The sequence below is a fragment of the Modicisalibacter coralii genome (assembly GCF_004117855.1).
GTDB classification, from domain to species: Bacteria; Pseudomonadota; Gammaproteobacteria; order Pseudomonadales; family Halomonadaceae; genus Modicisalibacter; species Modicisalibacter coralii.
This window is the reverse complement of the sequence record NZ_QWBW01000015.1, coordinates 61,916-73,772: the sequence shown is the minus strand read 5'-3', so window position 1 is coordinate 73,772 and position 11,857 is coordinate 61,916. Positions and strand designations below refer to the sequence as shown.

Sequence of the window (11,857 nt, the reverse complement as noted above, 5' to 3'; positions counted from 1 at the left end):
CCCGGGTCAGGCCACGCTGGTGACGAATTGCCGGCAGCGCTCGCTGGCGGCGTTCTCGAAAACCTCGCTGGGGGTGCCGGTCTCCTCGATGAGCCCCTGGTGAAGGAACACCACCTGGTGAGAGACGTCGCGGGCGAAACGCATCTCGTGGGTGACCAGCAGCATCGTGCGGCCCTCCTCGGCGAGGCCCCGGATCACGCTCAGCACTTCGCTGACCAGCTCCGGGTCGAGCGCCGAGGTCGGCTCGTCGAACAGCAGCACGCGCGGTTCCATGGCCAGCGCCCGGGCGATCGCCACGCGCTGCTGCTGGCCGCCGGAGAGGTAGGCGGGATACTGGTCGCGCTTGTCGGCCAGGCCGACGCGGTCCAGGTAGTGTTCGCCGATCGCCACGGCCTCGCGTCGGCGCAGTCCGCGCACGCGCATCGGTGCCTCGATGACGTTGCCGAGCACGGTGAGGTGGGGCCACAGGTTGAACTGCTGGAAGACCATGCTCACCCGGGCCCGCAGGCGCTGGAGCTGGCGACGGTCGAGGCCGATGTTGTGGCCGTCGGCGTCGTGGCGGAAGCGGATGGCTTCCCCGGCGATGGCCAGCTCGCCGCGGTCGGGGCGCTCGAGCAGGTTCATGCAGCGCAGCAGGGTGCTCTTGCCGGAGCCGCTGGAACCGATGATCGAGACCACCTTGCCCTCGGCCACGCCCAGCGAGATGTCGTCGAGGACCGTCAGATCGCCGTAGCGCTTGACCAGGTGGCGGGCCTCGATGGCCAGATTGTCGTTGTCGATGTGATCAGTCATGAACGGTAGCGGGGGTGGAGTGTCGAGCTAGCCATACCCCTCCTGTTGCCGGTGAAAAGATCGCGGCCCGGCGGCTGTCGCCGCCCGCGGCCGCCCGTGGTGCTCAGTCGCTGGTGACCAGGCAGGCCGCCGCGCAGCGCGCCACGCGACGACAGGCTTCACGCAGGCGTTCGGCATCGACCGTCAGGCTCAGACGCACGAAGCCGGCCGCCGAGGGGCCGAAGGCCTCCCCCGACAGCACCGAGACGCCCTGCTCGTCGAGCAGGCGGTCGGCGAACGCCTGGGCGGAAAGGCCGGTGCGACGGATATCGATCATCATGAACATGCCGGCCGAGGGACACAGCACGTCGAGCGTCTCGCTGTCGGCGAGCGCCGCCAGCACGGCATCGCGTCGCGCGCGATAGGTATCGCGCATGGTGGCGAGCTCGGCCGGCGGATTGGCCAGCGCCTCGCAGGCCGCGTCCTGGATGAAGTCGGGGCTGCCGTAGAGCATGCACAACGCCAGGTTGCTGAGATGGCCGATCAATGTCTCGGGGCCGATCACCCAACCCAGCCGCCAGCCGGTCATGGCATGGGATTTCGACAGGCTGCCGATCACCGCGGTGCGCTCGGCCATGCCGGGTAGCGCATCGGGAGAGTGATGCACCGCGTCGAAGGTCAGTTCGGCGTAGACCGCGTCGCACAGCAACCAGAGGTCGTGCTCCCGGCACAGCGCCGCCAGTGCCTGCCAGTGGGCGGCGCCGAGTACCTGGCCGGTGGGATTGTGCGGGCTGTTGAGCAGCATCGCCCGGGTGTGCGGCGTGATGGCCGCGGCGAACTCGGCCGGGTCCGGCTGGAAGGCGTTCGCGGCGCGCAGCGGCACGCGCACCAGGCGGGCGCCGGCGGCCTGCAGGGCCGCCTCGTAGGTGACGTACATCGGCTCCGGCACCAGTACCTCGTCACCCGGCTCGAGCACGCACTGCGCCACGGCATACAGGCCGCACTGGGCACCGGCCATGACCGCGACATTGGCCGGGGAGGTCGAAGCCGCACCGCCCTGGCGGCGATGGGTGTCGGCGATCAGCTCGCGCAGGCGCGGCTTGCCCTGGACGTCGGCGTAGTGGGTGGCGCCGCCGCGCAGGCTGTTCACGGCGCTCTCGATGATCGGTTCGGGCGTGGTGAAGTCGGGGTCGCCCACCGACAGCACGATCACGTCGTCGCCCCGTGACTGGCGCTCGAGCGCGCGGTAGTGGATGTTCCAGGCGGCGGCACCGTCACCGGCGATGCGTTCGGTCAATCGGGAATAGTGCATAGGGGCTCCTCGGGCTATCGCGTCGGGACGGCGCAGTGCGACCCGTCAGGGGCGGGCGGAAGGTGTTTGCGTGCGTCCGTCACAGGCTGGCCTCCACGACGGGGAGCGCCGGCTCGCCGTCGCGGGTGGTGACGCCCTCGAGAAACGTGGCGAGTTGCTGGGGATGGGCTTTCAGCCATTCGTGGGCGACATCCTCGAGGTCGCGTTGCTCGAGCCCGAACTGGCGGATGAACTCGCTCTGCTCGTCGGCGCTGAAGACGATCTGGTCGAGCAGCCGGACGAGGTTGGGATTGGCCTCGCTGAACGGCTTGGCGGCGATGGTGCGTACGTCGCTGCGTCCCTGATCGTCGCCGTAGACGCCGGCGGGGTCGTCGAGGATGTGCATGTCGAACTCGGGGACCATCCAGTGCGGCGTCCAGCCGTAGAAGGCGATCCAGCGATGATCCTCGTAGGCGGCGCGGACTTCGCTGAGCATGCCGGGGGTGGAGGATTCCATCAGTTGCCAGTCCCCCAGGCCGTAGGTGTCGTCGTCCTTGGCCTGATGGATGAAGTCGCTGACCGTGGAGCCGGTCTCGATCGAGTAGTAGCGCGCGCCGAAGCGCTCGCGGTTGGCCGGCTCGTCGAGATCCTCGGCGCTGGTCACGCCGGCCGCGTAGACGTAGCCGGGGACCGCGAAGCCCATCCGCGCGCCGTTGACGTTGTTGCCCAGATCGACGATGGCCCCGGCAGCCATGGCGGCATCGAAGCTCTGCTGCTGGGCGGGCAGCCAGCCGGCCAGGAAGACGTCGCTGTCGCCGGTCTGCAGGGTCTTGTAGCCGACCGTGCTGCTCAGTTCCTGGCGATCGACGCGATAGCCCAGCGGTGTCAGTAACTGGGCGACGATCTCGGTCTTGACGGTCACGCCGGGCCAGGGCGGGACGATGAAGCGGACGCTGTCGTCGCGGTCTGCGGCCCGTACCGAGGCGCTCAGTGCCAGTGTCGCCAGCAGGGGGAACGTCCAGTAAGCGTACGCTTTCATGTCATCTCCTCATCAGTATCGGTCAGGGGTCGTCTTCTCGTTGTCAGGCGGTTCGCCAGTTGTCGGCGTCGATCTCGATCAAGGTGGGCCGGTCGCACCGGCTGGCGAGGATCAGTGCCTCGCGCAGCGTGCCGGTCGAGCCGACGTGTCGGCCGTGGCAGCCGAAGGCCTCGGCCAGGCCGACGAAGTCCGGTGCCGGCAGGTCGACACCGAGCCGGGCCACGGCGTTGGCGTCCATGTAGCGCCGGATCTCGCCGTAGCCCTGGTTGTTCCAGATCACCACGATCAGCGGCACGCCGGCGTCGCGTGCCGTGGCCAGTTCGCCGAGGGTGAACATCAGTCCGCCGTCGCCGACCAGGGCCACCACCGGCCGTTCGGGCACGCCCAGCGCGGCCCCCAGCGCGGCGGGCAGGCCGTAGCCGAGGGTGCCGTAGCCGGTGGCGGCGTTGAACCAGCGCCGGGGCGCGGGCATCTCGACGAGAAAGTTGCCGGCGTAGACCGCGCCGGTGGAGTCGCCGACCAGCGTGGCCTCGGGCAGGGCGTCGCGCAGGGTGTCGAGCAGCCCGGCATAGGGGGCGACGTCGTCGGCCTCGCGCAGGGCCAGGGCCGCCCTGACGCGCGCGACCCGCTCGGCGCCCCCGCGCGTTGCCGTGGCGGGCAGGCGGACGAGCAGGTCGCGGGCCAGTTCGCCGACGTCGGCGAGCAGGGCGAGATCGGCGGCCTGGTTGCGGGCCAGTTGCTGGGGGTCGATGTCGACCCGGATCAACCGCCCGGTGAGCTGGAAGCCGCCGTCGAAGACCAGGTCGTAGTCGGTCTCGCCGAGCTCGGTGCCCAGCGCCAGGATCACGTCGGCGTCACGGGCCAGCTCGCGGCCCGCCGGCAGGCTGGCGCAGGCGCCGAGATCCAGCGGATGGGCGAGCCCCAGCACGCCCTTGGCGTTGATGGTGGTCAGCGCCGGGGCGTCGAGACGCTCGACCAGAGCGCGCACCGGTTCTGCGGCATCCGCGCACCCGCCGCCGAGCAGCACCAGCGGGCGCTCGGCGGCGGCCAGCCAGTCCGCCGCCCAGGCCAGCGCGGCATCCGGCGCGGCGGGCGGGAAGACGTCGGTGACGCCGGGCCGCGTGTCGTCGGGGGCCGGTTGGGTCATCACGTCGAGGGGAATCTCGATGTGTACCGGGCCGGGGCGAGCGCTGGCAAAGATCGCGAAGGCGCGCGCCAGTACCTCGGGCAGGGCGTCGATCGTCTGCAGGGTGTGGCTGAACACGCTGACACCGGCGAGGGTACCGCGCTGATCGGGCAACTCGTGCAGGCGCCCCTGGCCGCGGCCCAGGGTGTCGCGGCGGTTGACGCTGGAGATCACCAGCATGGGCACCGAATCGGCCAGGGCCTGGGCCATGGCGGTGGCGATGTTGGTCATCCCCGGGCCGCTGATGATGAAGCAGGCCGCCGGCCGTCCGGTGGCCCGGGCATAGCCGTCGGCCATGAATCCGGCGCCCTGCTCGTGACGCGGCGTGACGTGGCGCAGCCGGCTGCCCGCCAGGTCGCGATAGAGCTCCACGGTGTGTACCCCGGGGATGCCGAACACGGTGTCGATGCCATGGGCGTCGAGCAGATCGATCAGGTAGCGCGAGCCACTGGTCATGGCGTTGCCTCGACGGTCTGTGTGGCGCCGAAGGGCGCGCGCGAGAAGATGCGCTCGACCATCGGCACGAAGGCTTCGAGCGGCCGGGTCGGGTAGTCGGGGTCGAAGGCGCATTGGTCCCATTCGTCGCAGAAGCGCACGGTGCGCGCGTAGGCCGGATGGTCGCGATAGGCCTCCCGGGCCAGCGGATCGAGACCGTAGAAGGCGCGGTAATGATACCCCTGAAACAGCTCGTGGTGGCGGATCATCCAGACGTTGAGCGGATCGACGTAGGGTTCGAGGATCGCCGCGGCGATCTCGGCATGGTTGGCCGGGGCCAGGTCGTCGCCGATGTCGTGGAGCAGGGCGCAGACCACGGTTTCCTCGTCGGCGCCGGCCTCCAGCGCGCGGGTGGCGGTCTGCAGGCAGTGGGTGTAACGATCGACGGGATAGCCGTGGGTGTCGCCCTTTAGCCGCAGCAGGTGTTCGAGCACGCGCCGGCTGGCGTCGTTCTGGTAGACCTGGAAGTGCGCATCGATGATCGCCCAGTCGTCGTGGGTGCTCTCGTCGAAGCGCTTGAAGCGTGCCTGACTCATGACGTGGCTCCCTGGCGGGTGACGGAGGCGTCGGGCGCGTGCCGGGCGCGCAGGACGCGGCGGCGGCTGGCGGTACTGTCGCGGTCGACGTAGCCCTGGCGGAGGTGTCGCACGCCGCCCTCGAGCTGGAAGGGGGTGCGGCCGTGGAGCAGGCGGTAGTTGTCCATGATCAGCATTTCGCCGGGGGCGAGCTTGAGGTGCACGGTCAGCGCCGGGTCGGTGATCAGGCGGTAGAAGTGCTGGCGGGCCGCGTAGTAACGCGTCAGCAGCTCGGGATCGTGGGCGGGGATACGCTCGGTGCGGTTGGAGTAGCGTACCCGGGCCAGGCGGCCGTCGCCGTCGAGTTCGATCAACGGGCCTTCGCTCTCGAGATCGGTGGTGGCGTCGGTATAGCGGAAGGTCGACGGCAATTCGGTGAGACACGCGAAGTGCTCGGGGGCTTCCTCGCGCAGGCGCAGCGCCGCCATGAAGCCGTCGACCAGGGTGCTGTCGCCGCCGTCCGCGGCGTTGCTCAGACAATGCAGCCAGATGTAGCCGGGGATCGGGTCGCGATAGGGATTGTCGGTATGCGGCTCGAGACCGCGCTGGGTCATGGTCAGGTCGTAGGCCTCGGCCACCGACTTGACGTCGGCGATACCGCCCCAGTTGGTACGGCGCAGCGGCCCGATGCGATCGATCAGGGGCTGCATGCCATCCTCGCTGACCGGTACCCCGGCGACCTTGACGAAGCCATGGCGTTCGAGGTCCTCGAGCATGGCCAGCAGCGCGGCGTCGTCGTCGAGCGCGGCCGCGAAGTCGGCACCGGGCAGCGACTCGAGCGTGGCGTCCCACAGTGCCAGCCCGTCGGCGACGCTGGCCGGGGGCGGCGCGTCGGCGAACAAGGTATCGAGGCTGAAGCGGGTGTGGTGACCGTCACTGAAGTGCAGCTCGAGGGCCGCGGCGTCGATGTGCGCCGCGGTCACGGCGATGTCGAGCGGCAGCAGGGCGGCCTCGATCAGGCGCTGGCCGGTCTGCGGGTCCAGGGTGGCCGCATCCGGGGCCCGTTCGCGCAGCCACAGGGCGGCGAAGTCCCGTTCGCGGCCCGCCGCGCCAAGCGTCAGGCGGCGGCCGTCGTCCTTGATGACGACATCGGCGGATGGGGGCATGGACGATTCTCTCTCCACGGCTGACTGAATGGGGCGCCGGGGCGCCAGCGCTATCTACCCTAGGGGCTGGCGGTGAGCAGGGTTTGCAATTAGTCGCCATATATTTGACTATTTTGGCCATGAGCGATGTCACGCCACGGGATTGGCCCTACCCGCGACCCCATCAACCGCCGGTTCCCCGCCCCGGCGAAGCCGCGCACACGGTGAGTGTCTGGCTGGTCCCCCGGTTCTCGATGCTGACGCTGTTCTGCCTGCTGGAGCCCTTGCGCGTCGCCAATCGCTTCGGGCGTGAACTCTTCGCCTGGCAGCTGCTCTCGGCGGATGGCGGGGCGGTCGTCGCCAGCAACGGCGTGCGCATCGACGTCGACGCCGCGCTGGGCGAGGCGGACGTCGGCGAACTGCTGATGGTGATCTCCTCCTACGAGGCGGAAGCCGAGGTGACTGCCGCGGACCATGCCGCCTTGCGGCAGGCGGCGGCCCACGGCGCGCGGGTCGGCGGGCTGGACACGGCGCCCTTCATCCTCGCCCGCGCCGGGCTTCTGGAGGCGCAGCGGGTGGCCCTGCACTGGGAGAGCGTGCCGGCGTTTCGCGAGGAGTTTCCGCACATCGCGCTCAGCGAGGCGCGCTTCGAGTTCGCCGGGCGGCGCTTGACCGGCTCCGGCGGTGCGGCGGGGATCGACATGATGCTGCAATGGATCGAGCACGATTACGGCCCGGCGCTGGCGAGTGCCGTGGCGCGCCAGCTGGTGCACCAGCGGGTCAGCGAGGACGAGACCTGGAACGCCGGGTCGGCGCGCACCCTCGACAACCTGCCGCGTCCGGTGGTGCGCGCCCTGGCGATCATGGAGGCGCATCTCGATCAGGCGCTGCCGATTCCCGAGGTCTGTCGGCTGGCCGGGCAGTCGCAGCGGCAGCTGACCCGGCTGTTCACCGAGGCCTTCGGCGAGACCCCCAAGCAGTGCTATCTGGGCATGCGCCTCGATCAGGCCCGGCGGATTCTCGCCGACAGCCGCTGCCGGGTGACCGAAGCGGCACTGGCCAGCGGTTTCATGCAGCTGGCCCACTTCTCGCGGGCCTATCAGGCGCGTTTCGGCGAACCGCCGAGCCGGACCGCCGAGCGAGGTTCGGCCTGATGGCGGTTCAGGAGGCGGGAGCTTAGGCGTCGCGCGCCGCCACGCGGCGCTGGCGTTCGGCACGCCTGAGCATGCGCAGCCGCGAGCGCACCTCGTCGCGCTCCAGATAGCAACCCTGCAGCCAGCGGTGCCCGGAGCGGCCCTCGAAGGCGTCCCGGGCGTGCAGCAGGCGCCGATTGTCGAAGATCACCAGATCCCCCGGACGATAGGTGAAGCGCATGGCGAAGTGCGGTTCACGGAGCATCCGCTGCAGGGTCATCAGCGCCTCGTAGGCGGGTTCCACCGCCTCGAACGGCGCCATCAAGGGCCCGCGCAGGAAGTCGGCGATGCGCACCTCCACCAGCCGGCCGGCGGCGTCGAGCTGGATCATCGGCGCGTGCCAGACATGGTCGGTGGTGCGCGCGGTATTGGCATAGCACCAGGTCACCGTGGTCAACGTCTCGAAGGCGCGCGGGTCGCGGTCGCGCAGCGCATCGGCGACGGCGAAGCCGTCCATCATCACCGCCTGGCCGCCCTCGACGCTGTTTTCCAGGCAGTGCAGCAACTGCAGCCCCGGCTGGTATTCGCGGGTGGGCAGGTCGACGTGGGGCGGCAGGGCGATCGAGGTATAGGCGTTGGAGTCCGGCTCGGGCTTGGCGCGGACGTCGAACAGGCTGCCGAAGTTGGTCGGCCTTACCGGACCGATGCGCTCGGCGATGCGCGCCAGGGTGCCCGGCTCGGTGGGCAGGTTGCGCAGCCGTACCAGGCCATGGCCGAGCACCGCTGTGAGGGCCGCGTCGAGCAGTGCCCGGGCGTCGCGATCGTCCGGGTCGCGCGCCAGCCAGTCGCCGGCATCGAGACTCTGCGGCACGGCGTGGGTCTCGCCGGTCCAGCGGATGACCGGCACCAGCGGGGCGTCGAATTGCCGGGCGTTGGAATAGTCGTGAGCGCGCAGCCAGCCCGGATGGAAGCGCAGCGTGCGGTCCTCGGGGGCGAAGGTCACGTTGAGGGCGCCGGCGTCATCCAGCCAGGCCGCCGCGACGCTCGGCCAGGCGGCGAGACGCGACAGATCGAGGATGCGCTCGCGGGTCGCCGGATTGACGGTGCTGTCGTCGGCGGCATTCTCGCGCAGCCAGATACCGTGGTAACGGCTGCGGCGGCCGTCGGCCCAGACCAGGGTGACCTGACCGGCGGTGTGCTCGACCCGCTCGGGCATCACCTCGATGGGCCAGGCATCGTAATCCGGCGTGATCGGTAGCGGCGGGGTATCGGTGGGCATCTCGGCATCCTCGGCATCGGTGAATGATGGCTTCGAGGATGCCGCGACGAGGATACCGGACATTCACACGACACGACACTCGCTTGACGCGAGTCGTCGTGTCAGTCGGCCGCGCCGCGTCGCGACTCGCGGGGGCTCTCGCCGTAGTGCTGGCGATAGGCCCGCGAGAAGCTGGAAGCCGAGGTGAAACCGCAGGCCAGGCCGATGCCGAGAATCTCGTGGTCGGTTTCCTGGAGCAGCTGGCGGGCCCGCGCCAGGCGCAGGTGCCGGTAGTGGTCGCGGGGGCGGACGCCGAGCTCCTGCTCGAAGTGGCGCTGCAGCTGACGCAGCGAGATGCCGACGCGCTCGGCGATGGTCTGGATGGCCAGCGGGGTCTCGAGGTGGCGTTCCATCAGCGCGACCGCCGCGATCAGCGCCGACTTGTGGCTGCCCAGCCGCTGGACCAGCGCCATGCGCTGGCTCTGCCGGGGCGTTCGCCCCTGGTCGTGGATCAGCTGTTCGGTCACCGCCGTGGCCAGTGCGGGGCCGTGGCGGCGGGCGATCAGGTCCAGCGACATGTCCATGGCGGCCGCGCCGCCGGCGCAGGAAAACCCCGTCTCGGCGATTTCATAGCGCGACTCCACCGCCTCGATGGCCGGAAAGCGTTCGCGAAACGCCGGCAGGCTTTCCCAGTGCAGGGTGACCCGATGGCCTTCGAGCAAGCCGGCGCGGGCGAGGATCACGCTGCCGGTATCGATGCCGCCGAGCACGCAGCCCTCGCCGGCCAGGCGGTGCAGCCAGCGGATCGTGCGGCGGTGCAGGGCGGCCTCGGGGTCGAAGCTGCTGCAGACGGCCAGCGTCGGCAGGCGCGGGGCGCTGTCCAGGGAGGCATCGGCGAGCAGGGTCATGCCGTTGCTGGCGCTCACCGGTTCGCCGTCCTGGCTGATGACGTGCCAGACGAACAGCTCGCGGCCGGCGATGCGGTTGGCGATTCGCAACGGCTCGACGGCTGAAAAGAAGGCCATCATCGCGAAGCGTGGCAGCAGCAGAAAGCCGATGGGTTCCGGCAGGGGGGCGGTATAGGTCAGGCGCATGGCGGTCCCGGCACGGCATCAAGAGTTCGCAAGTCGACAGGAGGCATCGGTCGGCGTCAAGTGGCTCCCGCGATGACGCCGGCCCGGCGCACGGCGCGCCGGGCTGTCAGGGCAGGTCGTGATGACGGTCGTCGTTGCCGTTCAGCGGACCGAGTGGTCATGCCTCGTCGATTTCCATGCCGCCGGGCGTCGTGGGCCCATGGGCCCGGCCCCCCGCGGCCATCCTGTCGGCGAGCCAGTCGATCGGGCGGCCTTCCCGCCGGCCCGTCTCGATCATTTCGTGAAGCACCTCGTGGCGGATACGGCGCTGATAATCCCGCAACTGAGGGTCGGCCAGCAGTTCGGAGGCCGTGATGCCGAACGTTTTGGCCAGACCCAGCACGTGCCGGTGGCCGATCTGCTTGATCACACCTCGCTCCCAGTAGGCGACCGTCACGTCGGAAACCTCGAGGCGCCGCGCCAGCCCGCTCTTGGTCAGGCCGGCCCGGAGCCGCTGGTCTTGAATTCTCTGGCCCAGGGTCGAGTCGGGGGACAGAGATCCGGTGTCGTTTTTCGGGTCCGTCATGAGCGTGTTCCTGCGTCGGTGGCAATCGGGAGGATCCCCGCTCCGATTCTTGCGCCTGCGAGCCGTCGCGTCTGCTGTATGGCGCGACTTGTCACGATGTTTTGCGTTTTACATCGCGACTCCAGGCGGTGCCGAGTACGGGTTCGGGGGCGGCATGGTGGCCGCGAGGGGCGGGGGGAGAGGCGTCACCCGGCAGCGTGGCAAAAAGTCGCTCGTCCCGCTGGTCAGTGGCGGCCGAGTTGACGTATCGTTGCCCCGGACCGTCATGGTCGGCGCTCGGTGAGCGGAGGCGTTCGGTCACGGTCCGCCTTTTTTACCGATCCGCGTTACCTCCCGTCATCGAGCAGCGTTGCCTCGGTCGCCTCGACCGGCGACAAGACGCGGTATCAGCAAGGGGAAACGATGAGGCGAATACTCTGCACCTGGATCCTGGGGCTCCTGCTGGCGATGCCGGCACTGGCGCAAGCGGTCACCGAACGGGAGGCGGTCTGGGTGCTGGTCGATCATGCGAGTTCGACGCTGACCATCTACCGTGGCGACCGCGAACTCGAGCGTTTTCATCCCATCTCGGTCGGCCGGCGGGGGGTGGCCAGCCAGCGGTTGCGCGGCGACATGACCACGCCGTCGGGGGAATTCCGTATCACGCGCATCAATCGAGACAGTAACTTTCACATCTTTCTCGGTCTCGATTACCCCAACCTCGCTCAGGCGCGCCAGGCCCAGGAAGACGGCACCTTCAGCGACAGCGATTTCGCTCGTTACCTGAGCTATTACCGGCGTCATGGACGCCCGCCCCAGGACACCATTCTCGGCGGCAGCATCGGTATCCATGGTCTGGGCGAGGCCGATCCCGAGCTGCATCGGCGCTTCAACTGGACCCAGGGCTGCGTGGCAGTGACCAATCGCCAGATCGACCGCTTGACCCAATTGGTGCGACTTGGCACCAAGGTCATCATCCGCTAATTTCTAGGGTGGAAGTGATGCCAATTAACTTGCATCATAGACGGGGTTTCACGGACGACGACAAGGTCGCCTTGAATGCCTGCCAAGCAGGAATCCAAACCAAAGCACCAAGGAATGTTGTTAAAGGAGAACATGATGGCTAACAGCTTCAGCAACGCTCTCAAGCTTTCCGCTATCGGCGCGGCCATGCTGGTGATGGCTGGCTGTGCTTCACAAGGCGGCGAACAGCAAGGCAAGTGGGATCAAATGGATTCTGACGTATCAGAAGCCCGTAGCATGGCCAGCGAAGCGCTCAACACGGCCAACAAGGCCGAGCGTGACGCGCAGTCTGCTCTGCAGATGGCCCGTGAAAACCGGCAGGCAATGGATCGCATGTTCCAGAAATCCATGCAGAAGTAATGA

The 11,857-nt window shown here is 69.0% G+C and carries 12 protein-coding genes; 3 read left to right on the top strand and 9 right to left on the bottom strand.

Going from position 1 to position 11,857, the window contains the following annotated elements:
• Positions 1-6 precede the first annotated feature (6 nt).
• From D0901_RS09805 to tmpA, 6 genes are all read right to left on the bottom strand, one after another.
• Entirely contained in the window at positions 7-792 is a 786-nt protein-coding gene (locus D0901_RS09805) for an ABC transporter ATP-binding protein (protein WP_129140128.1), read from the bottom strand.
• Between the two features lie 103 nt (positions 793-895).
• Complete coding sequence (locus D0901_RS09800; protein WP_129140127.1) at positions 896-2,083, bottom strand: pyridoxal phosphate-dependent aminotransferase; 1,188 nt, start codon at positions 2,081-2,083, stop codon at positions 896-898.
• A gap of 79 nt (positions 2,084-2,162) precedes the next feature.
• Entirely contained in the window at positions 2,163-3,101 is a 939-nt protein-coding gene (locus D0901_RS09795; protein WP_129140126.1) for an ABC transporter substrate-binding protein, read from the bottom strand.
• 43 nt (positions 3,102-3,144) lie between these two features.
• A complete protein-coding gene (locus tag D0901_RS09790) occupies positions 3,145-4,743 on the bottom strand; it encodes a 5-guanidino-2-oxopentanoate decarboxylase (RefSeq protein WP_129140125.1) in 1,599 nt (532 codons plus the stop codon).
• Positions 4,740-5,318: an HD domain-containing protein gene (locus tag D0901_RS09785; RefSeq protein WP_129140124.1), complete on the bottom strand. Its 579-nt coding sequence runs from the start codon at positions 5,316-5,318 to the stop codon at positions 4,740-4,742. Before D0901_RS09785 ends, D0901_RS09790 begins: the two co-directional genes overlap by 4 nt.
• Positions 5,315-6,463: a 2-trimethylaminoethylphosphonate dioxygenase gene (tmpA, locus tag D0901_RS09780; protein WP_129140123.1), complete on the bottom strand. Its 1,149-nt coding sequence runs from the start codon at positions 6,461-6,463 to the stop codon at positions 5,315-5,317. Before tmpA ends, D0901_RS09785 begins: the two co-directional genes overlap by 4 nt.
• A 119-nt stretch (positions 6,464-6,582) precedes the next feature.
• Between tmpA and D0901_RS09775 the strand changes: the two genes are divergently transcribed.
• Entirely contained in the window at positions 6,583-7,596 is a 1,014-nt protein-coding gene (locus D0901_RS09775) for a GlxA family transcriptional regulator (protein ID WP_129140122.1), read from the top strand.
• Positions 7,597-7,618: 22 nt separating this feature from the next.
• Here D0901_RS09775 and D0901_RS09770 read toward each other — a convergent pair whose 3' ends face one another.
• From D0901_RS09770 to D0901_RS09760, 3 genes are all read right to left on the bottom strand, one after another.
• On the bottom strand, positions 7,619-8,854 hold the full coding sequence (locus tag D0901_RS09770) for a TauD/TfdA family dioxygenase (RefSeq protein WP_129140121.1): 1,236 nt from the start codon (positions 8,852-8,854) through the stop codon (positions 7,619-7,621).
• A gap of 101 nt (positions 8,855-8,955) precedes the next feature.
• On the bottom strand, positions 8,956-9,927 hold the full coding sequence (locus D0901_RS09765) for a GlxA family transcriptional regulator (protein WP_129140120.1): 972 nt from the start codon (positions 9,925-9,927) through the stop codon (positions 8,956-8,958).
• Between the two features lie 157 nt (positions 9,928-10,084).
• On the bottom strand, positions 10,085-10,492 hold the full coding sequence (locus tag D0901_RS09760; RefSeq protein WP_129140119.1) for a helix-turn-helix domain-containing protein: 408 nt from the start codon (positions 10,490-10,492) through the stop codon (positions 10,085-10,087).
• A gap of 402 nt (positions 10,493-10,894) precedes the next feature.
• Here D0901_RS09760 and D0901_RS09755 point away from each other — a divergent pair, with 402 nt between their 5' ends.
• Together D0901_RS09755 and D0901_RS09750 are read left to right on the top strand one after the other, a co-directional pair.
• Entirely contained in the window at positions 10,895-11,455 is a 561-nt protein-coding gene (locus D0901_RS09755; protein WP_129140118.1) for a L,D-transpeptidase family protein, read from the top strand.
• Positions 11,456-11,530: 75 nt separating this feature from the next.
• The gene (locus D0901_RS09750) at positions 11,531-11,854 is read left to right on the top strand and encodes an Lpp/OprI family alanine-zipper lipoprotein (RefSeq protein WP_224417455.1); all 324 of its coding nucleotides are present in this window, start codon (positions 11,531-11,533) and stop codon (positions 11,852-11,854) included.
• Positions 11,855-11,857: the final 3 nt, after the last annotated feature.